Origin of the sequence: Mycobacterium conspicuum, from assembly GCF_010730195.1 — a bacterium.
Taxonomy (GTDB): Bacteria; Actinomycetota; Actinomycetes; order Mycobacteriales; family Mycobacteriaceae; genus Mycobacterium; species Mycobacterium conspicuum.
On sequence record NZ_AP022613.1, the window covers coordinates 737,321 to 761,735 of the forward strand.

At 67.8% G+C, this 24,415-nt stretch carries 20 protein-coding genes; 14 read left to right on the forward strand and 6 right to left on the reverse strand.

The features are described from left to right. The first annotated feature begins 89 nt into the window (after positions 1–89). The 7 genes from groL (at position 90) to G6N66_RS03585 (ending at position 7,675) form a co-directional block, all read left to right on the forward strand. Positions 90–1,712, forward strand: coding sequence for a chaperonin GroEL (groL, locus tag G6N66_RS03555; protein ID WP_085233542.1), 1,623 nt, complete (start codon positions 90–92; stop codon positions 1,710–1,712). Positions 1,713–1,807: 95 nt separating this feature from the next. Then, a complete protein-coding gene (locus G6N66_RS03560; RefSeq protein WP_085233543.1) occupies positions 1,808–3,322 on the forward strand; it encodes an adenylate/guanylate cyclase domain-containing protein in 1,515 nt (504 codons plus the stop codon). A gap of 328 nt (positions 3,323–3,650) precedes the next feature. After that, positions 3,651–3,980, forward strand: coding sequence for a hypothetical protein (locus G6N66_RS03565; protein WP_085233544.1), 330 nt, complete (start codon positions 3,651–3,653; stop codon positions 3,978–3,980). Positions 3,981–4,239: 259 nt separating this feature from the next. Further along, entirely contained in the window at positions 4,240–5,742 is a 1,503-nt protein-coding gene (locus G6N66_RS03570) for an adenylate/guanylate cyclase domain-containing protein (protein ID WP_085233545.1), read from the forward strand. Positions 5,743–5,861: 119 nt separating this feature from the next. Beyond that, positions 5,862–6,134 (forward strand): type II toxin-antitoxin system Phd/YefM family antitoxin, encoded by a 273-nt coding sequence (locus tag G6N66_RS03575; protein WP_085233546.1) that lies wholly within the window; start codon positions 5,862–5,864, stop codon positions 6,132–6,134. Then, positions 6,131–6,382: a type II toxin-antitoxin system RelE family toxin gene (locus G6N66_RS03580; RefSeq protein WP_085233547.1), complete on the forward strand. Its 252-nt coding sequence runs from the start codon at positions 6,131–6,133 to the stop codon at positions 6,380–6,382. The genes G6N66_RS03575 and G6N66_RS03580 overlap by 4 nt, the downstream gene beginning before the upstream one ends. An 81-nt stretch (positions 6,383–6,463) precedes the next feature. After that, positions 6,464–7,675 carry an FAD-dependent oxidoreductase gene (locus G6N66_RS03585; RefSeq protein WP_085233548.1) on the forward strand — a complete coding sequence of 404 codons (1,212 nt, stop codon included), beginning with the start codon at positions 6,464–6,466 and terminating at the stop codon, positions 7,673–7,675. Positions 7,676–8,045: 370 nt separating this feature from the next. Here G6N66_RS03585 and G6N66_RS03590 read toward each other — a convergent pair whose 3' ends face one another. Next, positions 8,046–8,447 carry a hydrogenase gene (locus G6N66_RS03590; protein WP_085233549.1) on the reverse strand — a complete coding sequence of 134 codons (402 nt, stop codon included), beginning with the start codon at positions 8,445–8,447 and terminating at the stop codon, positions 8,046–8,048. Positions 8,448–8,624: 177 nt separating this feature from the next. Between G6N66_RS03590 and G6N66_RS03595 the strand changes: the two genes are divergently transcribed. Next, positions 8,625–9,005 (forward strand): hypothetical protein, encoded by a 381-nt coding sequence (locus tag G6N66_RS03595; RefSeq protein WP_139825264.1) that lies wholly within the window; start codon positions 8,625–8,627, stop codon positions 9,003–9,005. A 4-nt stretch (positions 9,006–9,009) separates the two neighbouring features. Next, complete coding sequence (locus tag G6N66_RS03600) at positions 9,010–9,426, forward strand: Rid family hydrolase (RefSeq protein WP_085233551.1); 417 nt, start codon at positions 9,010–9,012, stop codon at positions 9,424–9,426. On the opposite strand, the gene G6N66_RS03605 is transcribed toward G6N66_RS03600, so the two are convergent. Beyond that, a complete protein-coding gene (locus tag G6N66_RS03605; RefSeq protein ID WP_085233552.1) occupies positions 9,423–9,719 on the reverse strand; it encodes a WhiB family transcriptional regulator in 297 nt (98 codons plus the stop codon). The two genes, G6N66_RS03600 and G6N66_RS03605, sit on opposite strands and share 4 nt — an antisense overlap. Before the next feature lie 370 nt (positions 9,720–10,089). Between G6N66_RS03605 and G6N66_RS03610 the strand changes: the two genes are divergently transcribed. The 3 genes from G6N66_RS03610 to G6N66_RS03620 all read left to right on the forward strand — a co-directional run bounded on the left by G6N66_RS03610 (position 10,090) and on the right by G6N66_RS03620 (position 12,381). Then, the gene (locus G6N66_RS03610) at positions 10,090–10,929 is read left to right on the forward strand and encodes a hypothetical protein (RefSeq protein WP_085233553.1); all 840 of its coding nucleotides are present in this window, start codon (positions 10,090–10,092) and stop codon (positions 10,927–10,929) included. 77 nt (positions 10,930–11,006) lie between these two features. Continuing rightward, positions 11,007–11,582 (forward strand): ECF RNA polymerase sigma factor SigD, encoded by a 576-nt coding sequence (gene sigD / locus G6N66_RS03615; protein ID WP_085233554.1) that lies wholly within the window; start codon positions 11,007–11,009, stop codon positions 11,580–11,582. Then, positions 11,575–12,381, forward strand: a complete 807-nt coding sequence (locus G6N66_RS03620; protein ID WP_085233555.1) for an anti-sigma-D factor RsdA — start codon at positions 11,575–11,577, stop codon at positions 12,379–12,381. The genes sigD and G6N66_RS03620 overlap by 8 nt, the downstream gene beginning before the upstream one ends. A 9-nt stretch (positions 12,382–12,390) precedes the next feature. Here G6N66_RS03620 and G6N66_RS03625 read toward each other — a convergent pair whose 3' ends face one another. Beyond that, positions 12,391–12,804 carry a DUF5319 domain-containing protein gene (locus tag G6N66_RS03625; protein WP_085233556.1) on the reverse strand — a complete coding sequence of 138 codons (414 nt, stop codon included), beginning with the start codon at positions 12,802–12,804 and terminating at the stop codon, positions 12,391–12,393. A gap of 125 nt (positions 12,805–12,929) precedes the next feature. Between G6N66_RS03625 and guaB the strand changes: the two genes are divergently transcribed. Beyond that, the gene (gene guaB / locus G6N66_RS03630; RefSeq protein WP_085233557.1) at positions 12,930–14,525 is read left to right on the forward strand and encodes an IMP dehydrogenase; all 1,596 of its coding nucleotides are present in this window, start codon (positions 12,930–12,932) and stop codon (positions 14,523–14,525) included. A 14-nt stretch (positions 14,526–14,539) separates the two neighbouring features. Beyond that, positions 14,540–15,667, forward strand: a complete 1,128-nt coding sequence (locus G6N66_RS03635; protein WP_085233598.1) for a GuaB3 family IMP dehydrogenase-related protein — start codon at positions 14,540–14,542, stop codon at positions 15,665–15,667. A 222-nt stretch (positions 15,668–15,889) separates the two neighbouring features. Here the strand turns inward: G6N66_RS03635 and G6N66_RS03645 are convergent, their stop codons facing one another. The 3 genes from G6N66_RS03645 to pks2 are packed head-to-tail and all read right to left on the reverse strand — an operon-like array spanning position 15,890 to position 24,134. Beyond that, entirely contained in the window at positions 15,890–16,135 is a 246-nt protein-coding gene (locus G6N66_RS03645) for a type II toxin-antitoxin system Phd/YefM family antitoxin (RefSeq protein WP_085233599.1), read from the reverse strand. Between the two features lie 60 nt (positions 16,136–16,195). Next, positions 16,196–17,947, reverse strand: coding sequence for an AMP-binding protein (locus G6N66_RS03650; protein WP_085233600.1), 1,752 nt, complete (start codon positions 17,945–17,947; stop codon positions 16,196–16,198). Positions 17,948–17,969: 22 nt separating this feature from the next. Continuing rightward, complete coding sequence (gene pks2 / locus G6N66_RS03655; RefSeq protein WP_269474923.1) at positions 17,970–24,134, reverse strand: sulfolipid-1 biosynthesis phthioceranic/hydroxyphthioceranic acid synthase; 6,165 nt, start codon at positions 24,132–24,134, stop codon at positions 17,970–17,972. Positions 24,135–24,415 lie beyond the last annotated feature (281 nt).

A 24,415-nucleotide genomic window follows, 5' to 3' on the forward strand; every position in this document is an offset into this window, starting at 1 on the left:
GGGGCGGCTCGCGTTACGGAGTTTGACGTGCCCGGTACCTCAGCAGGCCGCTGCGTCGGCCTGCATCGTCGCCGGGCGGAAGGAGCCTGATGAGCAAGCTGATTGAGTACGACGAAACCGCGCGCCGCGCGATGGAGGCGGGCGTGAACAAGCTCGCCGACACGGTCCGGGTGACGCTGGGTCCTCGGGGTCGACATGTGGTGCTGGCCAAGGCATTTGGCGGTCCCACCGTGACCAACGACGGCGTCACCGTCGCGCGTGAGATCGAGCTGGAGGACCCGTTCGAGAACTTGGGCGCCCAGCTGGTGAAGTCGGTGGCCACCAAGACCAACGACGTCGCCGGCGACGGCACCACCACCGCGACCGTGCTGGCCCAGGCGTTGGTCAAGGGCGGTCTGCGGATGGTTGCCGCCGGCGCCAACCCGATCGCGCTTGGCCTGGGCATCTCCAAGGCCGCCGACGCGGTGTCCGAGGCGCTGCTGGCCGCCGCCACCCCGGTCTCCGGCAAGGACGCCATCGCGCAGGTGGCGACCGTGTCGTCGCGCGACGAGCAGATCGGTGAGCTGGTTGGCGAGGCGATGACCAAGGTCGGCGCCGACGGCGTGGTCAGCGTCGAGGAGTCGTCCACGCTGAACACCGAGCTGGAGTTCACCGAGGGTGTCGGGTTCGACAAGGGCTTCCTGTCGGCGTACTTCGTGACCGACTTCGACTCGCAGGAGGCCGTGCTCGAGGACCCGCTGATCCTGCTGCACCAGGAGAAGATCAGCTCGCTGCCCGACCTGCTGCCGCTGCTGGAGAAGGTCGCCGAAGCGGGCAAGCCGCTGCTGATCATCGCCGAGGACGTCGAGGGCGAGCCGCTGGCGACCCTGGTCGTCAACTCGATCCGCAAGACGCTCAAGGCGGTTGCCGTCAAGGCGCCGTTCTTCGGCGACCGGCGCAAGGCCTTCCTGGAGGACCTGGCGATCGTCACCGGTGGGCAGGTGATCAACCCCGACGTCGGGCTGGTGTTGCGGGAGGTCGGTTTGGACGTGCTGGGTACGGCCCGGCGCGTCGTGGTCGACAAGGACGACACCATCATCGTCGACGGCGGCGGCTCCAAGGACGCGGTGACCAACCGGGTCAAGCAGTTGCGCGCCGAGATCGAGGCCAGCGACTCGGAGTGGGATCGCGAGAAGCTGCAGGAGCGGGTGGCCAAGCTGGCCGGCGGGGTGGCCGTCATCAAGGTGGGGGCCGCCACCGAGACCGCGCTCAAGGAGCGCAAGGAAAGCGTCGAAGACGCCGTCGCGGCGGCGAAAGCCGCTGTCGAGGAAGGCATTGTCGCCGGCGGCGGTTCGGCGCTGATCCAGGCCGGCACGACGCTTGCCAAGCTGCGCAAGTCGTTGTCCGGCGACGAGGCGGCCGGCGTCGACGTGTTCGCCGACGCGCTGGAGGCGCCGCTGTACTGGATCGCCACCAACGCCGGGCTGGACGGCTCGGTCGCGGTGCACCAGGTCAGGGAGCTGCCCGCCGGGCACGGCCTGAACGCGAACACCCTGGACTACGGGGACCTGGCCGCCGCCGGCATCATCGACCCGGTCAAGGTCACCCGGTCCGCCGTGCTCAACGCCGCGTCGGTGGCCCGGATGGTGCTCACCACCGAGACGGCGGTCGTCGAGAAGCCGGCTGACGAGGAGGATGACGGCCACGGCCACGGCCATCACCACCATCACTAATCTCTGCCCAGCAGACGCAAAAGCCTCCGACACGCCGAGTGTTCGGGGGCTTTTGCGTCTGGTCGCGCTCGATGGCGCACGTCTAATCTCGCGTCATGGATCGCATCTGGCAGTGGGTGTGGGATCGGTACGGGGCGAGGTATTCGTGGGCGATCTGTGCAATCACGTTCGCCGTGGTTCTGCCGGTTTACCTCTTTTTGTCGTTTTTTGTTGCCGCTTTCGAGAAGTCGGATCACTACGTCGAGGCGGCCATGGTGACCGTTGTCGTCCTGTTGCTGGGGGTGTGCGTGGTTTTTCTTCCCGGCTCGGGCCCGAGCCGCCTCGTAGAGGAGTGGGCCGCCGGCCACGACATCGACCGGACGAGGGCACTGGACGCCACGTATACCTACGCTCGGGGCGCGGTGGCCCGAGGGCTGGGAAGCAATGTAATTGGGGGCGCACTGAATTTGGTTGTTGTCGGCGCGATCGCCGGAGGAACCGGGTCGCGGCTAATCCAGTACGGGATCCTGGGTGCCGCCATCGGGATTGGCATCGAGATGCTTGCCATTCACAGCTTCGTGGAGGCGACATTGCGACCAGCCAGGGTCGCTATCGCCGGGGATACGGAGGTCGGGGACTCGCTGCCCCGTTCTCGACCGACTTTTGCCGCGTGGTCGAACCTGTCGGTGCTCGGAGTCGCGTTCAACTTTGCCGTCTCGGGCGCCATGCTGGCGGCAGTGTTCGATCGGACCAGTGAAGTCCCGGTGCTTTCCGTCGTCATCGGAGGCGCGTTGGCACTGGTCCTCGGGGTGCCGGTGGTCGTTGTCTCCTCGTTCTCGCCATCCCTGCGACCGATTCGCGATCTTGCCGAAGGCACTGAACGTGTTGCGACCGGCGACTACAGCCAACGCCTGCCGGTGGTTCAAGACGATGACCTTGGCGCGCTAGCGGCGTCGTTCAACCGTATGCAGGCCGGTTTGGCTGAGCGGCAACGACTTCAGGCGGCGTTTGGGACCTACGTCGATCCGGCACTGGCAGAGCGCCTGCTGGAGCAGGGCGACGATGTCTTCACCGGTGAGCGTCGCGAGGTGACGGTGATGTTCATCGACATCCGTGACTTCACCTCGTTCGCGGAGGCCAACACCGCCGAGGACACGGTCGCGCGACTCAACGCATTGTTCGAGATCGTCGTGCCTGCCGTCGTGGATGCTGGCGGGCATGTGAACAAGTTCCTCGGCGACGGCGCGCTGGCAGTCTTCGGCGCCCCCAACGACCTCGCGGATCATGCCGATGCAGCCGTGTCCGCGGCCGTCCTGATCAATCGCCTGGCGGCCAGGCGATTCGGTGGCGCGTTGCGGATCGGTACCGGCATCAATACCGGTGTGGTGATCGCGGGCACGATCGGCGGAGGAGGCAAGCTAGAGTTCACGCTGATCGGCGACACGGTCAATGTCGCAGCCCGCGTTGAGCAGCTGACCAAGACCACCGGTGACGCGCTTCTTCTCACCCACGAAACCGTCGACGCCCTGGCTTCTCGTCCGCTCGGTCTTGTGGACCGAGGATCGCATGAGCTGAAAGGCAAGTCGGCAGCGGTAAAGGTCTTCGGTCTCGACCCGTCGGTGACACATTGACGGCTTACTTCTTTCACCACTGAGACGGCCGTCGTAGAGAAGCCGGCTGACGAGGAGGATGACGGCCACGGCCACGGCCACGGTCACCACCACCACCACCACTGAGCGGCATGCCGTTTGATCGACGAAGCACCCCCGGTGCTCGAGGCGGGTCCTCGGTGGGCCGGGGGTGTTGTCGTTTAGACACCCTCGCGAGTGCTGTTTCAACCGGAACGCGCCGCGATCGCGGATGGCGATCTACGCTCGAGCGCAGAGTGCAACTTGGGATCGGTAGCGCGATGTAGGCAGTGCACTGGTTGCGACACGTCGACCAGAAAGGACAGCCATCATGCTTTTGGCCCTCACATCGAAGCGAGCCCTCGCCGCCGCATTGCTGGCGGGGGGCACCGCGCTCACTGGGTGGGGTGCGGGGATCGCCCACGCGGACACGACTCAGCCCCACAGGTGGTGCCCGGGCAACCCGAAGCAGATGCCCTACATCGTCAACCAGTACATCGACTGGGACTGGAACGTCTGCCACACCTGGTATCCGACCAATTACGGGATGGGCAACGTCACCAGCCAGGGCCGGCCGACCGCGATCTGGGATGGCGACAACCCGCCGATCGAGGCGATCACCAGGAGGCAGTGCCCGCCGATCAGCTTCATGTGCCCCTAGCCCGGCAGCGCACTGTGCGTCGCCGCGCACGGGGAAGTCAACCGCTGCGATAGGCGGGTTCGGCCTCGACCAAGCGGCGAGTGGTTGGCGTCTTCCAGGACCACCACGGCCATCACCGCCACCACTACCCGGGTGATGCTGGCCTGTGGGGCTAATGTGCGAATTCGCAACGTTTTTCGTGCATAGGCCCCACAGTCGGCCGGCGGCGGAATCTCACCAACAGCCGCTGCTCAAAGCGTACGGACGTTAATCTCGCGGGATGGACCGCATCTGGCAGTCGGCGTGGGAGCGGTACGGATCGAAGTACTCGTGGGCGATCTGCGCATTCGTGTTCGCCTCGATGCTCGAGACGTTCCTGCTGTGGTCGTTTCTAGTAGTCGCTTACGAGAAGTCGAGTCGCTTCGTGGCGGCGAGCGCTTTCACCGTTGTTGCTGTGGCGGTGTTGGCGTACGTGATCGTCCTTCCCGGTAGCCGTCCGCTTCGGCTGACGCAACGTTGGGCGGCCGGCTTCGAGGTCGATCGTGCACGAGCACTGGCGGATACCTACACCTGGAGTCGCGCGACGGCCCTTCGGGGTTTTGGGTTCCTGCCCGTTTGGACCGCGCTGCTATCAGTCGGTGTCGCCGCGGTCGCCGGGAGTACCGGATGGCGGTTGATTCAGTACGCGATCGTGGGCGGCGCCTTGGGTTTTGCGCTGGCACTGATCGGATTGCACACCTTTACGCAAGGAGCTTTGCGTCCGGCGAGAGCCGCCCTCGCCGGCGATATGGGCGTCGGCGACACCCTTCCCCGCTCTCGTCCCACTTTTGCCGTGTGGTTGAACCTCTCGATGCTGGCCTCCGTGTTCACGTTTTCCGGCGCGGGCGCGATGCTGGGTGCGTTGCTGCATCGGGCCGGTGGAACGCCGCTGCTGTTCACTGGGATCGCGGGCGTGTTGACCCTTGGATTGGCGGCGCCGATCACCCTGGCCGCGATCGTCTCGCCGTCCTTGCGTCCCGTCCGCGACCTCGCGGCAGGGACTGAACGCGTGGGCGCCGGCGACTACAGCCAGCGCCTGCCGGTGGTGCAGGACGATGACCTCGGCGCGCTGGCGGCGTCGTTCAACCGCATGCAGGCGGGTTTGCTTGAGCGGCAACGACTTCAGGCGGCGTTCGGGACATATGTCGATCCTGGCCTGGCGGCGCGCTTGCTTGAGCAGGGTGATGATGTGTTCACCGGTGAGCGACGCGAGGTCACCGTGATGTTCGTCGATATTCGTGATTTCACGCCGTTCGCCGAGGTGAATAGTGCCGAGGACACGGTTGCGCGTCTCAACGCCCTATTTGAGATAGTGGTGCCCGCCGTCGTCGATGCCGGCGGACATGTGAACAAGTTCCTCGGCGACGGTGCGTTGGCGGTCTTCGGCGCCCCGAACGATCTTGCCGATCATGCCGATGCCGCGCTGGGTGCTGCCGCGCTGATTTGTCGTGTGGTCGCCGAACGGTTCGGCGGCGCGCTTCGGATCGGTATCGGGATCAACACCGGTGCGGTGATCGCCGGCACCATCGGCGGCGGCGGCAAGCTGGAGTTCACCCTGATCGGCGACACCGTCAACGTCGCGGCCCGCGTCGAGCAGCTCACGAAGTCCACCGGTGACGCGATCCTTCTTACTCAGCAAAGTGTCGACCTGCTGGCGTCGCGGCCCCTCGGACTGGTGGATCGAGGAACTCATGCCGTGAAAGGCAAGTCGGTTGCGGTGCAGGTTTTCGGCTTGCATCCGTAGCGAGCCAGGGCCGCAAACTTCAATTGCCGAGACGGCGGTGGTCGGATACCCCGCTGGAGGAAGGGCACGACGGTCACGATGCACGCGTCCGCAGCCGGCGCGGTGTAACATATGTACACATGAGTACTCATAGCCTGCGGGATCTTCGCGGGAGCCTCGGGGCGGTCGTGCGGGCGGTCGCCACGACCGGCGAGGAGGCCATCATCACCGACAGCGGTACCGAGGTTGCGGTGATCATCAGTTTGGCGGACTACGAACGTTTGCATGAGCACGCTGATGTCGTCGATGCGCTCAGACTGCGCGAACTACGGTCCAACACGTTCCGTGCGGTCCCTCTGGCGCAGATGCTTGACGAGCTGGGTGTCGACGCGGCCGCTTTCGCGGCCGGATGAGAATCTCGTTCCACCCTGATGTACTCAAGCAGTTACAGCGGCTCCCGCGCACCGAGCTGGAAACGGTTCTGCGGGTGATCATCGCCTTATCCCACGATCCGCGACCGGTCGGTGCGAAGAAACTTGTTGGAAGCCAGCGTGATTGGCGTGCGCGCTTCGGGCAGTATCGGGTGGTGTACTTTATCGACGACGCCGCTGGTGAAGTAACGGTGTTCAACGTGGCCAAGCGCAGCGACGCGTATCGGTGAGGCGTGGCGGCTTTCGCCGCGGTCATATGACGCTTGATAATGACTGCGGACTTCTTCCACCGCCCGAGGGAGTGTCAGCCCATGACGCAAGTTCTCCATACCCAGGTGTGCGTCGCCGGTGGTGGGCCGGCCGGCATGGTGCACGCCCTGCTGCTCGCCCGCGCTGGGATCCGGGTTGTCGTCTTGGAAAAGCACAACGACTTCCTGCGTGACTTCCGCGGCGACACCGTGCACCCGACCACCCTGCGGATCATGGACGAGCTGGGATTCATCGACGAGTTTCTGCGACTACCGCACACCAAGATCAACCGCGTCGCCTTCGATACCGACGGCTCGATTCGCACCCTCGGAAACTTCAAGGTGCTCAAACGGCTCGGCTTCGGGCAGCCGTATATCGCCATGATGCCGCAGTGGGACTTCCTCGACTTCATCGCGGAAAAGGCTTCTGCCTATCTGGAATTCACTTTGATCCGCAACGCCGAGGCCACCGACCTGATCTTCGACGGCGATCGGGTGGTCGGGGTGCGCACGCCAGAACTGGAGGTGCGTGCGGAGCTGGTGGTGGCCGCTGACGGGCGCAAGTCCGCGCTACGCGCAGCCGCGGGGCTGCAGACCGCTGCGGCGTACTCCCCGATGGACGTGCTGTGGTTCCGGCTGAAATGGCGTCCCGGCGACCCAGAGGAATTGTTCGGAGTGGCCCGCAGGGGCCTGATGATGGTCATGATTTACCGCGGTGACTATTGGCAGATCGCGTATCTGATGTCCAAGGGCTCGAGTCCCCGGGGCGGATCATTGGAGGAGTTCAAGCAACGGATCGTCATCGCACAACCACGGCTGCGTGAGCACGTCAACGACTTGACGTCATGGGACGACACCAGCGAGCTCGATGTGCGGGTGGACCGACTCAAGACGTGGTGGCGCAGCGGCCTGCTGTGCATCGGCGATGCCGCACATGCGATGTCGCCGGCCGGTGGGGTCGGCATCAACCTTGCGGTCGCCGACGCGGTCGCCGCGGCCAACATTTTGTGCGCGCCGCTGCGTGAAGGCCGATTGACCGACGATTTGCTCGCGAAGGTGCAGCGGCGGCGCGAGCTGCCCACTCGGATCATCCAGGCATTTCAGGTATTCGTGCAGAACAACGCCGTCGCGCCCAATTTGAGCGGCGACCTGTCTCCGATCAAGGTCCCCAAGATCGTGGGCTTCGGTCCGCTGCAGGCGATTCCGCCGATTTTCGTCGGGCGGGGCTTTCGTCCGGAGCATGTCCGCACCCCTGACGCGCACCCTCCGTCATAACCCGACGGCCCGCGCCAGGCCTTTGAGCAAGGTTTCGCGATGACCCAGCAACCGCTGCAGGTGCGGGACGGAGCTGCGGGCATCCCGCTCCAATTTCCCTGGTGTTCGAAACACCCTGTACGCCAGAGGCGTTCAGCATGATCAGCGCATCTGGCGTACATCTCGCACACCGAGACGGCAGTAGCGTCACGTAGCACTCCCGGCGTCTGAGTCGCGGGTGTTTCGCCCATGCGCGAAAACCTTTGGGATTTCCCGCATTAAGGCATGACTGGATGGTGGGGCGGGCATGGCGGATCACGTACAGCCCAGCACCACCGACGGGGTGCGAGGGCTCGACGTGGGACTTACCGTCGGTGCAAGCCTGCGGTACTTAGAGCCCGGCGATGACGATGCCCACGCCGACCACCATCGTCAGCGCCAGCGTCACCAGCAGAACGCTGACGACACCCTCCTTGACCGCCGAGGCTTCGTGGTCGCCGGTCGCGATCGGCGCGAATTTTCGGCCGGCGCCCCACGCCGCCGCCAGCAGCGCCGCCACCCAGTTCGCGTAGCCGGAGTAGACGATCAGCGCGACCGCGGTGACCGCCCACGCGTGCGGCAGGTCGACGTGCGGCCAAAGCAGGCCCAGCAGCACCAAAAACATCCCGTTGAGGACCGCCTCGAGGTGACTCGACAGCGCCATGCGCGGGTTCTTCAGCGCTGGCACGGCGAACCCGGTGAGCAGGCCGAGCAAAAACAGCACGAGCCCGAGCGTGAAAAGCGCCGTCTGCATGTCGTTAACCCGTGCCAATCCGGATGGTCAGCGCCATGACGCAACGATATAAGCCCATAGGAAGCGAATGCCGTGCTTTCGCGACTCGGCGACCACATACCGGCGCAAGAATTCCGCAAGCGCTCAGCGGCACACTACTTTCGCGCTCCCGATACCGGGAAGCGGAAGGAATCAACCATGAACACCTCACACAGCCTCAGGCACGTCGTTGCCGCGACGTTTATGACCGGCGGCATCGCGACGACGGGCCTGGCACTGACCCCGGGCAGCGCCCACGCGGAGAACTGGTGTCCGCCCAACGCGATGGTCGGCGCGGTCTGTTACGGGCCCAATCAATGGTGCCCCGGAGATTCGCTCTTTCATTTGACCCAAAACCACGTTGCCAACCCGATCAATTGGGACATGAACGTCTGCCACACCTATTTCTACGTGCCCTCGGGTCAGGGCAACGTCGGTCAAAACATCTGGGAAGGCCCCAATCCTCCTGGGCCGCCGACCCTTCCCCCGCGGGTGCCGGCCATAATCCCGCCCAACGAGTGCGCCCCGTGGTGTCGTTAGGGGTATGACCAGTGCAGCGTTCTTTGTCACCCCGGGATACGGCGATCGGCAGCGCCAGAAGTGGCACTATTCGCAGGCGGTCCGGTACGGCAACCGGGTCGACATCTCCGGCCAAGGCGGCTGGGACGACGACTGGGGATTCCCGGACGCGGCCCGCGACGAAGTGATCCGGGCCTTCGACAACGTCGAGCGGACGCTGGCCACCGCCGGCGCGTCGTGGCGCCACGTGGTCAGCGTGCACTCCTACCACCTGCCCGACGCCGACGGCGCGATCGGGCAAGACCAGCTGGCCACCATGGCCGAACAATTCCGCATCCGGATGGGAGACCGCGCTCCGCTATGGACCTGCGTCGGCGTCGCAGCGCTGGCCAACCCGCGCATGCGGGTCGAGATTCAGGTCACCGCCATCGTCGACGACTAGGCGGAGCGGCGGCGCCCGATGTCGCTCTTGAGCAGCAGATCGCGCTCCGACTCGGAAAGGCCGCCCCAGACGCCATAGGGCTCCCCGACGCCCAGGGCGTGGGACCGGCACTGCTCGATCACGGGGCAGCGCCGGCACATCTCCTTGGCACGCTGTTCGCGTTGCATGCGGGCCCGGCCGCGCTCGCCGTCGGGATGAAAGAACATCGATGAATCGACGCCGCGGCACAGGCCGTGCAGTTGCCAATTCCAGACGTCGGCATTCGGTCCAGGTAGCTGTTCCGGCTGTGGCATGGCTTATTCCCTCTCCGCACTGCACGCTCAAGCGGATTCAGCTTCGCGACTGCGCGAGTCGTGCAACTTAATTGGGTTCACGTCACCGATGACTACCGTCACGATAGACGTAAGGGGCGCTTCAAAAAAACTGTCAATTGCCCGCCGTTGTGTGACGAATGTCTAAGCGTTGCAAGAGAATTAACTCCGCGTTCATCTATCGCGCGGTCCCGAAACTCGAAGCGTGCTACTCGCAAGTCGGTCGGCGCCGAGATCGCGCAGCTCAGGAGCGTCTGAGTGGATGCTCCCGGCGACAGCGGCCTCGCCGTGGGTAATATCCCGGTAACGCAGACAGCACAGACTTTTTACTAATGGAACCCCCGCCATCAACGTGAGCGAAACTCCCGACGATCCGACGATTCCCTCAACGCTCGAAGCCGCCGCATTCGGAAACGAACCCGGCGCCTGGCCGCTGCCCGCCGCGCGCACACCGCACGAACTGTGGCTGCGGGCCGTCGCGTCCGGCGGACAAGGGCGCTATGGCAATGCCTACGCCGACCTGGCGTCGCTGCGGCGCGCCCGCGCGGGCCCGCGGCTGGTGTCGCTGGCGCACAGCACGCAGGCCTCGCTGCTGCGTCAGCTCGGCTGGCACACCCTGGCGCGCGGGTGGGACGGCCGCGCGCTGGCGCTGGCCGGCGCCGATCCCGAGGCTCGCGCCGACGCACTGATCGGCCTGGCCGCCGACGCGCTGGGCGTCGGCCGCTTTGCCGCCGCGGCCCGGTTGTTGACGCGGGCGGACGCGGCGCTAAAGCCGGCCGAGTTGGCCGCGAACGCGGCGCAGCGGCTGGCGGTACGGCGGCGCTGGGTGGGCGCGGAGCTGGCGATGGCGTCCGGCGACGGGGCGACCGCGGTCCGCCGCGCCGAGGAAGGGGTCGAGCTGGCGCGGGCGATGACGACCGCATCCGTGCGACACCAGGTCAAAAGCGACGTGGTTTTGGCCGCCGCGCTGTGCAGCGACGGTGCCACCGAGCGGGCACGCGTCGTCGCGCAGAACGCGTTGACCTCCACCGGCGAATTCGGGCTGATACCGCTTCGCTGGGCATTGGCTTGCTTGCTGATCGATATCGCAAGCGTCACGGTTTCGGTACATCAATTGCGCGAACTCACCGACATTCGGGATATTTGTGCGGGCCAGGTTCGGCACGCCGGAGGAACCTGGCATACGGCTTGAAAAGCGTTGCGGCCGTTACGTGTAGCTGTATTAGCCCGTGCTGTTTCCTAACCGTTACGTTGGAGAGACCCGCGTCGATGACAATGCAAGGGGAACGTCTCGACGCTGTGGTCGCGGAAGCGGTGGCAGGGGATCGCAATGCACTTCGGGAAGTATTGGAGATCATCCGCCCGATCGTCGTGCGCTATTGCCGGGCACGAGTCGGCACCGGCGAGCGCAGCGGCCTATCGGCAGACGATGTGGCACAGGAGGTTTGCTTGGCCGCTATAACGGCGCTGCCGCGCTACCGAGATCGCGGAAGGCCATTCCTGTCCTTCCTGTACGGCATCGCGGCCCACAAGGTGGCCGACGCCCATCGCGCCGCCGGCCGCGACCGCGCCTATCCGGCCGAGTCGGTTCCCGAACGCCGCTCGGCGGATGCCGGGCCCGAGCAGTTGGCGATCGAGGCCGACTCGGTCAGCCGGATGAACGAATTGCTCGAGATCCTGCCCGCCAAACAACGCGAGATCCTCATCCTGCGCGTTGTGGTGGGGCTCTCCGCCGAGGAGACCGCCGCCACCGTCGGCAGCACCACCGGCGCGGTGCGGGTGGCCCAGCACCGGGCACTTCAGCGACTCAAAGACGAAATCGTAGCGGCAGGTGACTATGCGTAATCAGGGATATGCCTTCGGAGATCAGCCGGCGCTGGACGAGATAGCCCACACCGATCTGCTGTTGGACGCCCTCGCCGAGCGCGAGCGGATCGACCTCGATGATCCCGAGGTCGACGCGCTGGCCGTGCTGATGGGGGACTGGCGCGACGACTTGCGGTGGCCGCCGGCCAGCGCGCTGGTCTCGCCCGAGGAAGCGGTCGAGGCGCTGCGCACCGGGCTGGCCGAGCGCCGCCGCACGCATCGGGGCGTGGCGGCGATCGGATCGGTCGCCGCGACCCTGCTGATGCTCAGCGGGTTCGGCGCACTCGTCGCCGACGCCCATCGCGGAGACCCGCTCTACGGGCTGCACGTGATGTTCTTCGACGCGCCGCGGGTCAACGACGACACCATCACGCTGTCCGCCAAGGCCGATCTGGCCAAGATCCAACAAATGATCGACCAGGGCCAATGGGATCAGGCCCACAATGAACTGGCCGAGGTCAGCAGCACCGTGCAGGCCATGAATGACAGCAGCAGCAGGCAGAACCTGCTCGACGAGGTCAACCTGCTGAACACCAGGGTGGAGTCGCGAAACCCCAACGCGCTGCCGGCTCCCGCGACCAAACCCAAGGCGTCCGCGGTACCCGAGGAAGCGCCCGCCGCGCCCCCGGCCGAGGCCCCGCCGACGGTCGCCGACTCGATCCCCCCGTCGGTCCCGGCGTCGGTCCCCCCGGCCCCGTCGGCGCCTCCGCACCCGGGCCACCACCGGCACCACCACGGACAGACGGAGCCCCCGGTCACACCGAGCGCAGGACCTTAGCGAAAGGCGTCAGTGCCGCCGGTGAAACCCGTCGGCGTCCGACGTGGCCTCATTGAGCGAGGCGTCGGCGTACCCCCGGCAGTAATCCCAGGTGACGTACGCGTCGGGTTCGGGATCGTAGGCGGGCTCGTGCGGGCGGACCGTGCCGTCGATCAGCAGTTGCAGCAGGTTCGCGCGCAACATGTCCCAGTCGTGGTAGTGGTCTTGCTGGCACTCGTCGCAGCACACCACCAGCCCGCGAATTCCCTTGTGCGCCAAGAGGGCCTCATACACGGCCAGGTCGGCCAGGTCGGCCTCGACCGCCACCCGTTCTTGCTGATCGAGCGGCTGGCCCGGCTCGACGGCGTCCAGCGCCGCCGACGGGTCACAGGGGTCGTCGGCAAACGGGTCGGGCGGCAATCCCGGCGGGAGGTAGTCGCGCACGCCACCAGAGTACGCAAGGGGGCCGTCAAAACGCCAGCAGGGCGGCACGCCCAGACAAGCGGGTCCGGGCGGTACATCAGCCGATAGGATGGGTTTCTCACTCCAACTATTGGAGGGCCTCACCGATGACCCGTGGCATGTCCCGCCTAGAAGATAGCTCCGACCTGGTCGCCAGTCCCTATCTGAGCGACACGCACCTTGGCGGCCTGGACGCGGTGCCGACCGGCGGTGACAACCCGAACAAGATCGCGATGCTGGGGCTGACCTTCGACGACGTGCTGCTGCTGCCGGCGGCATCCGATGTGGTGCCCGCCACAGCGGACACCTCCAGCCAGCTCACCAAGAAGATCCGGCTCAAGGTGCCGCTGGTCAGCTCCGCGATGGACACCGTCACCGAGTCGCGGATGGCCATCGCGATGGCCCGGGCCGGCGGCATGGGTGTGCTGCACCGCAACCTGCCCGTCGCCGAGCAGGCCGCGCAGGTGGAGATGGTCAAGCGTTCCGAGGCCGGCATGGTCACCGACCCGGTCACCTGCCGCCCGGACAACACCTTGGCCCAGGTCGATGCGCTGTGCGCGAAATTCCGGATCTCCGGGCTGCCGGTGGTCGACGATTCCGGTGCGCTGGTCGGCATCATCACCAACCGCGACATGCGCTTCGAGGTGGACCAGACCAAGCCGGTGTCCGAGGTGATGACCAAGGCCCCGCTGATCACGGCGCAGGAGGGCGTCAGCGCCGACGCGGCGCTGGGACTGTTGCGCCGCAACAAGATTGAGAAGCTGCCCATCGTCGACGGTCACGGGCGGCTGACCGGATTGATCACCGTCAAGGACTTCGTCAAGACCGAACAACACCCGCTGGCCACCAAGGACAGCGACGGCCGGCTCCTGGTGGGCGCGGCCGTCGGCGTCGGAGGCGACGCCTGGGTGCGGGCGATGATGCTGGTCGACGCCGGGGTGGACGTGCTGATCGTGGACACCGCGCACGCGCACAACAATCAGGTCCTGAAGATGGTCCGCGAACTCAAGGCCGAGGTCGGCGACCGCGTCGAGGTGGTCGGCGGCAACGTCGCCACCCGCTCGGCCGCCACGGCGCTGGTCGAGGCCGGCGCCGACGCGGTGAAGGTCGGCGTGGGACCGGGCTCGATCTGCACGACGCGGGTGGTGGCCGGCGTCGGGGCACCACAAATCACGGCGATTTTGGAGGCCGTCGCGGCGTGCGGCCCGGCGGGCGTGCCGGTGATCGCCGACGGCGGGCTGCAATACTCCGGCGACATCGCCAAGGCCCTGGCCGCTGGCGCGTCGACGGCGATGCTGGGCTCGTTGCTGGCCGGCACCGCCGAGGCGCCGGGCGAGCTGATCTTCGTCAACGGCAAACAGTTCAAGAGCTACCGGGGCATGGGATCGCTGGGCGCCATGGCCGGGCGCGCGGGCGGCGGCAAGTCGTATTCCAAGGACCGCTACTTCGCCGACGACGCGTTGAGCGAAGACAAGCTGGTGCCCGAGGGCATCGAGGGCCGGGTGCCGTTCCGCGGTCCGCTGTCGTCGGTGATTCACCAGCTGACCGGCGGCCTGCGCGCCGCGATGGGCTACACCGGCGCGCCCACCATCGAGGTGCTGCAGCAGGCGCAGTTCGTCCGGATCACGCCGGCTGGCCTCAAGGAGAGCCACCCGCACGACGTCGCCATGACCGTCGAAGCGCCCAACTACTACGCCCGGTGAACAGCGAACTGACCATGGTCGAAATCGGGATGGGCCGCGCCGCCCGGCGCACCTACGAGCTCAGTGACATCAGCATCGTGCCGTCGCGGCGCACCCGGTCGTCCAAGGACGTCTCGACGGCGTGGCAGCTGGACGCCTACCGGTTCGAGATCCCGGTGCTGGCGCACCCCACCGACGCCCTGGTGTCACCGGAGTTCGCCATCGAGCTCGGCCGGCTCGGCGGGCTGGGCGTGCTCAACGGCGAGGGGCTGATCGGCCGGCACGCCGACGTCGAAGCCAAGATCGCGCAGATCGTCGAGGCCGCGCACAAGGAGCCCGAACCGTCGGCGGCGATCCGGCTGCTGCAGGAGCTGCATGCCGCGCCGCTGGATCCGGAGCTGCTGGGCGCCGCGGTGGCCCGGATCCGCGAGGCCGGGGTGATCACCGCGGTGCGGGTCAGCCCCCAGAACGCGCAGGCGCTGACACCGGTGCTGCTGCAAGCCGGGATCGACCTGCTGGTCATCCACGGCACGATCGTGTCGGCCGAGCGGGTCGCCAACGACGGCGAGCCGCTCAACCTGAAGACCTTCATCTCCGAACTGGACGTGCCGGTGGTCGCCGGCGGCGTGCTCGACCACCGCACCGCGCTGCACCTGATGCGCACCGGCGCGGCCGGCGTCATCGTCGGCTACGGCTCCACCCAGGGCGTGACCACCAGCGACGAGGTGTTGGGCATCAGCGTGCCGATGGCCACCGCGATCGCAGACGCCGCCGCAGCGCGCCGCGAGTACCTCGACGAGACCGGCGGCCGCTACGTCCACGTGCTGGCCGACGGCGACATCCACACCTCGGGCGAGCTGGCCAAGGCCATCGCGTGCGGCGCGGACGCGGTGATGCTGGGCACGCCGCTGGCCGAGGCCGCCGAGGCGCTCGGCGACGGCTGGTTCTGGCCGGCCGCCGCCGCGCACCCGTCGTTGCCGCGGGGGGCACTGCTGCAGATCGCCGTCGGCGAACGCCCTCCTTTGGAGCGGGTACTCAACGGGCCGTCCGACGAACCCTTCGGCACCCTCAACCTCGTCGGGGGCCTGCGCCGATCGATGGCCAAGGCCGGCTACTGCGACCTCAAGGAATTCCAGAAGGTCGGGCTGGCCGTCGGGAGCTGACCTGCGCGAGCAGCGCGCTACCCGGAAGCTCGGCGGTCCGCAGCGCGTGGGCATGCTCGACCGGTAGCGGGGAGGTCCCGGAACGACGCATTCGGTCGGGCACGTACGAGCCTGGCGCTTCGGGCAACGGTAGCTTGCCGAGCCGGAATTTGATCGCGATCTCCCACGCGCTGGCAGCGGACTGCATCCACAACCAGACCTGGGTGTCGACCAGGTAACGCCTCACCGATGGAAGCTTTGTAGAACGTCGTCGGGCTGCGGGGCGTCGAAGTCGTCGGGCACGGTATATACGCCATGGTCCGTGCCCAATCGGCGTACCGCTCGGGGGTGAAACGGTACTATTTTCGCCACGGGCTCGCCGCCGCGTGCGATCTCGATTTCTTGGCCGCTGTCGACCAGCCGCAACAGCTCCGACATCCGTGTCTTCGCCTCATGGACGCCGACGCGGAGCACGGTGGACTTAGTCATGGACTTAGTCTGGTCCATCTCAAGTTTTGGCCCCCGCCACTTTTTCGCGTCACCGCAGCACTATGCGTTGCTCCCGATGGCGTCCAGGCGGGCGAACTGACGGTTGCGGTACTGCTCGACGCAGGCCGCGCGCCTGACCTTGCCGCTGGTGGTGATGGGCAGCGAGCCGGGGGCCACGAGCACGAGGTCCGCGACGCGCAGGCCGTGCGACCGCGAAATGGCCGATGTGACTTCGCGTTTCACGGTGCCGAGCTTGTCCGCCACCTCTTCGGGCGAATCGCCTCGCTTCTTGAGTTCGACGATGGCGACCAGCTTTTCGGTGTGGCCGTCGGGGACCGCTATCGCCGCGGCCCGGCCGCGGGTGATCTCTTGGATCGTTGCCTCGATGTCATCGGGATAGTGGTTGCGCCCGTAGACGACCAGCAGGTCCTTGTCGCGGCCGACGATGAAAAGCTCACCGTCGCAGAAGAAGCCGAGGTCTCCGGTGCGCAGCCACGGCTCTTCGGGGACACCGTCGGGCGCGCCGACGAGCCGGGCGCCGAACGTGCGCTCGGTCAATTGCTGGTTCTGCCAATAGCCCATCGCCACGTTGGCGCCGTGCACCCAAATCTCGCCGACCGTTTCGGCGGGGCACTCCGTCCCGGTGTCGCGATCGACGACCCGCACCAGCGGTGACCCGGTCGCGCCGTAGCTGACCAACGGCGTGCCCTCGCTGTCGGCGCACCGCGCGGCCGTTCCGCCGGACAGCTGCTCGGACTCGAAGTGGACGAGCTTCGGCGGCTCTGCGGGCATCCGGGTCGCCACGTATACCGTTGCCTCGGCCAGGCCGTACGAGGGCCGAACCACCTTGGGCTGCAAGTTGAATGGCGCGAACCGATCGGTGAAGCGCTTGAGGGTCGCGGGCTGCACCCGCTCGCTGCCGTTGAGGATGTGCAGCACGTCGCCGAGATCGAGACCGGCCATGTCGTCGTCCGAGGTTTTGCGGGCCGCCAGGTCGAATGCGAAGTTCGGTGCCCCCGAATACGCTTTGCTGTTGGTGGCCAGCATCTGCATCCAGCGTGCGGGTCGCTGCAGGAAGGATGCCGGACTGGTGAGCACGGCGGGTATGCCGGCCAGGATCGGTAGACAGATCCCCACGATCAGGCCCATGTCGTGAAAGAACGGCAGCCACGACACCACCGTCGTGTCCGGCGGGGCGACCCTGCCGTATTCCCCGAAGTAGCACGACATGACCTGCTTGATGTTGGCCCGCAGGTTCTTATGGGAGATCATCACCCCGGCCGGCTGGCGCGTCGACCCCGAGGTGTACTGCAAATACGCGACGCTCGGCCGATCGGCCCCGGCGGCCGATCCGCCACTGGGATTCGGTTCGAGCGAATCGATTTCGACGATCGCAGGGGCGGGATCGCCTGCCTGCGGCTTGGCGAATTCACGGACGTCGCCGACGACCGAGGACGTCGTGAGGATGACCGACGGCGACGCGTCGCGCAGCACCGAGGTGACCCGGTCGTCGGCGACGCCTCCGGTCGGGACCGACAGGGGAACCGCGATCAGTCCCGCCTGCAGCGCGCCGAGAAAGGCCGCGACGTAGTCAAGGCTCTGGGGGGCCAGGATCACCGCGCGATCACCAACCGAGCCACACGCGCCCAGCCCCGCGGCCACGTCCAGCACTCGCCGATACAGCTGCGACCAGGTGACGCTATCCGGGACGCCGAGCCAATCCTGTTGATAGTCAACGAATGTGAAGGCCGTGTGGTTGGAATTCAGGCTGGCGCGCTCACGCAGCACCGTCAAAATGGAAGACTCGGTCACCGGCACAGTTGCTAACCTCCGTTTAAACCTCTTGGCTGGCCAGCGTATCGCCGAGGTGTTGCGCCAAACCTCCCACGGTAATGATGTCGCCGGGACTGATGCTCACCCCGGTTTCGGCCTCGATCCGGGTGCGAAGTTCGGTGTGGCCCAACGAGTCCAGTCCGTATTCGTGCAGTGGACGGTCCGCGTCGACGTTACGGCGCAGAATCAGGCTGACTTGTTCAGCGACCAGCTCCCGCAGCCGCGCGGACCGGTCGTCGACGGAAAGTGCCATCAGCTCGGCCCGGAATTTGCTTGAGCTCATTCGGTTTTGGCCGCTGTGTTGGAATCGCTCGGCGAACGGGCTGTGCTGTGCCAGCGCCGTCAACCACGAGCTGCCGATGATGGTGGTGTAGCCGGTGTAGGCGCGGTCGTGGCGCAGCAGCGCCTCCAACGCGTGCGCGCCCTCCTCGACGGTGATCACGGTGCCGTTGCTGTCGACATCAGCCTGCCACGCGATCGAGGTGGCCGTCAGGCCCTGGGCCCGCCGCCAGTGGGTGAAGGCGTCCAGCCAGCTGTTGGCCGCGGCGTAGGAGCCCAGCCCCGGCGAGCCCAGCAGCGCCGCCGACGAGGAGAACGAGCAGAACCAGTCAAGTGGCTGCCCGGAACTGGCCCGGTGCAGGTGCCAGGCGCCGTAGACCTTGGGGGTCCACTCGCGCGTCAGCAGTTCATCGGTGATGTTGGCCAGGCCGGCGGTTTCGATGATCCCGGCCGCGTGCAGCACGCCGCGCAGCGGCAGCCCGGTGGCGGTCGCCGCCGCGACCAACCGGTCTGCGGTCTCGGGATGGGCGATGTCGCCGCGCTCCACCACGACGTCGCTCCCGATCGCGCGGATCAGATCGATGGTTTCTTGTGCGGCGCTGCTGGGCGCCGCCCGCGAGCACAGCACGATCCGGCCACAGCCGGCCGCGGCCAGGCTCTCGGCGAGCACCAGACCGACCTCACCGAGCCCGCCGGTGATGATGTAGGCGCCGTCGCCGCGGAAGACCTGAGCATGTTCCGGCGGCACCACGGCATGGGTTTGCCCGTCGCGCGGTATGTCGAGCACCAGCTTGCCGGTGTGTTCGGCCGCGCACATCACCCGAATCGCGGTGGCCGCCTGGGCCAGTGGGTAATGGGTGGCCTGCGGTGTGGGCAGCGTTCCGTCGGCGACCGACCGGTATACGGTGTCCAGCAGCTGCCGAACCTGGCCGGGTTGGTACAGCGACATCAACGCCAAATCCACATAGGAGAAGGTCAGGTTGCGCCGAAACGCGAAGAGCCCCATGCGGGTGTCGCCGTAGACGTCACGCTTGCCGATCTCGACGAACCGGCCGCCGAAGGCCAGCAGCTCCAGGCCGGCCTGTTGGGCGGCGCCGGCGACGGAGTTGAGCACGATGTCGACGCCGTACCCGTGGGTGTCACGGCGGATCTGTTCGGCGAACTCGAGGCTGCGCGAGTCGTAGACATGCTCGATGCCCATGGCGCGCAACAGTTCTCGACGTTCGGGACTGCCGGCGGTGGCGAAAATTTCGGCTCCCGCGGCGCGCGCAACCCCGACCGCGGCCTGCCCGACCCCGCCGGTCGCCGAGTGGATCAATACCTTGTCGCCGGCCTTGATGCGGGCCAGGTCATGCAGGCCGTGCCAGGCGGTGGCGTGCGCCGTGGTGACCGCGGCCGCCTGGGCGTCGGTCAAACCGTCGGGCAGGGTGGCGGCCAGGCGGGCATCGCAGGTGACGAACGTGGCCCAACACCCGTTGGGGGACATGCCCCCGACGCGGTCACCGACCTTGTGCTCGGACACGCCCGGGCCCACCGCGGTGACCACGCCGACGAAGTCGGTGCCCGGCTGGGGCCGTTGCCCCTCGAAGGTCGGATAGCGGCCGAACGCGGCCAGCACGTCGAGGAAGTTGACGCTGGATGCGCTGACCGAAACCTCGATCTGTCCCGGGCCCGGCGCGACGCGCTCGAACGCGACGAACTCCATGGTCTCCATGTCACCGGGAGTCCTGAGCCGTAGGCGCATTCCGTCGCGGCCGTGGTCCACCACGGTCTGGCGTCCCTCGCCGGGGCGCAGCGTGGTGGGCGTCAGGCGGGCGGCGTACCACTCATCGTTGCGCCAGGCCGTCTCGTCCTCGTCGGAGCCGACCAGCAGCTGGCGCGCCACCTGCTCGGCGCCGGTGTGTTCGTCGATGTCGATGTGGGTGACCCACAAGTGGGGTTGCTCGGTGCCGATCACCCGCAGCAGGCCGCGCAGGCCGCCCTGCTCCAGGTTGATCGGGTCGCCGTCCCGCACTGCCTGCGCGCCCCGGGTCACGACGTAAAGCCGGGGTGACTCGCCGGTGATCTCGCTGAGCTCGCGCGCGATGCGCACCACGTGCGTGGCGTATTGCGCGCCGCGCAAGACGCATTCGTCGTCGGGGTTGCCGTTCATCGGTGCGGTGACCACGACGACGCCGGCGAACCCACCTTCGCCGAGCTGACCGCGCAGCACCTCGGCCGCCGGAGCGTGGTCGCCCTGCTGCGGCCAGAACATCGTCGTGCATTCCGCGCCGTGCAGCTTCAGCGCATCGGTCAACCCCGTCGCCAGCAGGTGGGCGGCGTCGGAGGTGCTGAGCAACAGCCAGGCGCCCGAGTGGACGTAGTCTGGCTCCGGCAGCTCGCGCCGTTGCCACTCGATGGACAGCAGCCGCTCGTTGAGCACGCGGTCGCGACTTTCCTTCTCCGACAACGCGGTTGCCAGCCGCAGACCGCGCATCGCGAGCAGCACCGTGCCGTGCTCGTCGCAGACATCGAGGTCGGCCTGCGCCATCGCAGCGGTGCCGTCGGGGTCTTGCGCGAGGGTCACCCGCGCGTGGCAGTAGCGGGCGTTGCGGGTGGGGCCGTAGGCCCGCAGCCGGCGCACGCCGATCGGCAGCAGCGTGCCGCGCTTAGCCGTGGCGGCCAGGGCGGGATGCGCGCTCAGGGACTGGAAACACGCATCGAGGAGCGCGGGATGCACGGTGTAGGCGGCTTGTTGGGACCGGATCGAACCGGGCGAAACCACTTCGGCCAGCACGCTATTCACGGTCCCGTCGGGGCCCTCGGCCAGGTGGGCGGCCGTCAGGCCGGTGAACGCGGGACCCAGGTGCACACCGCGCTCGTCCAGTTGCTGCCGCAGGTCGGCGCCCTCGACGCGGCACGGGTGCGCCGCCAGCAGCGCGGCGACGTCCAGTGCGGGTGGCCGGTCGTCGTCGGAAACGGCGCGCAGCTCGGCGCCGGCCCGCTGCTGTCGTTCGCCCTGGTGCTCGGTCTGGATGGTGAACGTGACCGTGCCCGGCAGGTTCACCGAAGCGATTGCGGTCAACGGGATCTCGGCGTCCAGGCTCAGCGTCGGCTCGAAGTCGAGATCGCGGACCTCGCAGTCCTCGCCCAGGACCGTGCGGGCCGCGGCCAAAGCCATCTCGCAGTAAACGGCACCGGGAACCGCGGCGGTTTCGTCGAGTTGATAGTCGGCCAGCCAGGGCTGCGCCGCTGAATCTAAGGCGCCGAACTGCGCCTGCCACACGTGGCGCTCCGGTTCCTCGGGCAGGCGCACGTGCGCACCCAGGAGCGGATGGGCGGCGACCGCGTACCCGCCCGTCGTCGACGGGTCCTGCCCGTCGGGCGCGATCGGCGCGCGCGGCTCGTGCGTCCAGGCCGGCAGCGGCGCATCCACCAGGCGCCCAACGGGATACAGCACCGAGAAGTCCACCACGGCGCCCGCGCTGTGTAGCTCCGCCAGCAGGCTGCGCGGGCCGGTCGACGGCATACCAGCGAAGCCGGCGACCTGCACGCCGGCGCCGGTCGCGATCTGCTCGACGGCGTCGATCAGTTGCGGTTGCGGCGCCAGTGCGGCGAAGACCCGGTGGCCGTCGTCCACCGCCGCCTGCGCGGCGGCGGCGAACCGCACGGTGTGGCGCACGTTGTCCACCCAATAGCCGGCATTGCAAACCGGTTGCTCGCGCGGATCGAACAGGGTCGCCGAATAGAACGGTATCCGCGGGGGCGCCGGGGTGAGGTCGGCCAGCGCCTCGGACAGCTCATCGAGGATCGGGTCGACGCATGGCGAGTTCGCGGCGACCTCGACGGCCAGCTCGCGCGCCGCCACGCCGCGCTGCTCCCACGCGGCGACGAGCTCGCGCACCGCCGCGCCCGGCCCGGCGATCACCGTGGACCGCGGCGCGGTCACCACCGCGATGACGACGTCGTCGTCGTCGCGAGTCATCAGCTCCGAAAGCACTTGGTCGGCAGGCAGTTCCGTCGATGCCATCGCGCCGGCACCGGCCGTCCGGGCCAGCAGCGCGGAGCGGCGGCAGATGACGCGTACCCCGTCCTCCAGCGACAGGGCCCCCGCGACGACGGCGGCCGCCACCTCGCCCGCCGAATGGCCGAGCACCGCGCCCGGGCGCACGCCGTACGCCTGCTCCATCGTGGCGGCCAGCGCGACCTGCATGGTGAACCAGACCGGCTCGGCCCAGCCGATCCCGCTCGGTTGTTGTCCCGACGTGATCGCCTCGGTCACCGAGAATCCGGATTCCGTCGCGATCAGCGGTTCGGCCTGCGCGACGGTCGCGGCGAATACCGGCTCGTGGGCCAGCAGCTCGGCGCCCATCCCGGCCCATAAGCCGTCGAGTGAACCTGCCCCGGAGAACACCCACACCGGGCCCCGGTCGTCGTGGCCGACCGCGGCGCGATACGGCATGTCGCCCTCGGCGACCTCGCGCAGCGCGCCCGTCAGCTCGGCCGGGTCTCCGGCGATTACCGCGGTGCGCACCGGCCGGTAGCCGCGTCGCCGCGCCAGGGTGTAGGCCAGGTCGGTCAGGGGCACGGGATCCGTACGGCTCTCCAGCCAGTCGGCGAGCCGGCGCGACGTCTCGCGCAGCCCATCGGCGGAGGTGGACGATAGCGTGAAAAGCATTGGGGCGGAGGCGGTTTCGGTGGCTGCGGCGTCGGTCACCGGGGCTTGTTCGAGAATCGCGTGCACGTGTGTGCCCGACGACCCGTACGACGACACGGCCGCTCGCCGGGCGGGCCAGGGTGTCGTCTGCTGCGGCACGACGAGTCCGGTTGCGATGGCGGCGAGGTCGTCGGGCAGCCGGGTGAAGTGCGGCGGCGGCGGTATCGCCGCGTGCCGCAGCGAAAGGATCGCCTTGATCAACGAGACCGCGCCCGCCGCGGCGCCGGTGTCGCCGGCAGTGCTCTTGACCGACGCCAGCGCACAGTCGTGGCCGGCGGCGCCGTACACCCGCGCCAGGCTGGTGAACTCGGTCGAGTCGCCACGCGGGTCGCCGGCGCCGTTCGCCTCGACCATGCCCACGGTGTCGGCGTCCACCCCGGCCGCGGCCAGGGCGGTGCGGTACAGCGCGACCTGAGCGTCCGGCCCGCCGCCATCCTGGTTGGCGGCCGTGCCGCGCAGCACGGCGAGGATGCGGTCACCGTCGCGCAACGCGTCCGGCAGTCGCTTGAGCAACACCATCGCGCAACCCTCGGAAGGCACGGAACCGTCGGCGCCGACATCGAACGTGCGGCAGCGTCCGGTTGGCGACAGGCCGGGCGACGACGCGAAGCTGGGTGGTTCCAGCATCACGGTGCAGCCGCCGGCCAAGGCGAGGTCGCTTTCGCCGTCGTGCAGGCTGCGGCACGCCAGGTGGACCGCGAGCAGGCTCGACGAGCCCGCCGTGTCCACGGTCAGCGCCGGGCCGCGCAGCCCGAGCGTGCGGGCGATGCGCCCGGAGGCCAGGCTGGCGGCCGAGCCGCCGGTGTCGGATGGCCCCCCGGATGAGAGGTCGGACAGTCCGACGAACACGCCGCCCTGCGCGCCGGTCAACGACGTGGGCGCCAGACCGGCGTGCTCCACCGCCTCCCACGACACTTCCAGCAGCAAACGGTGGTGCGGATCCAGCGCGGCCGCCTCCGGCTCACCGATCCCGAAGAAGGCGGGATCGAAGCCCGCGACGTCGTCGAGGAAACCACCCGAGCGGTCGGGCGCTGAAGGCTCAGGGTCGTAGTAGCTGTCGGCGTCCCACCGCGCGGCGCGAATTTCGCCGATCAGGTCCTCGCCGGCCAACAATGCGTCCCACAGCTGCTCCGGCGAGTCGATGCCGCGGGGGAGCCGGCACGCCATGCCGATGACAGCAATCGGGGTCACGGGTTTCCTCTTGACGGCAGCTCACCTCTTCTCACCTGTGCTTCAAGGAGACATCCCGGAGTTCGATCCGAGATGGGAACGCCGCAACTTCGCAGGTTGACCCACCGCCCCCGGCATCGAAGCCGAAACTTCAATGCTGAAGTCCTCAGCAGCGTAACCCGTCAACTGCACGTGCGTAAGAAGAATCGTGCGGACGTACCAAAGTTTGCCAGGGATGGCTGTCGCACCGCCTCTGAACCGTTCACGCGGCCTTCGCCGGGGCCCGCCGAACGTAGCCAGGG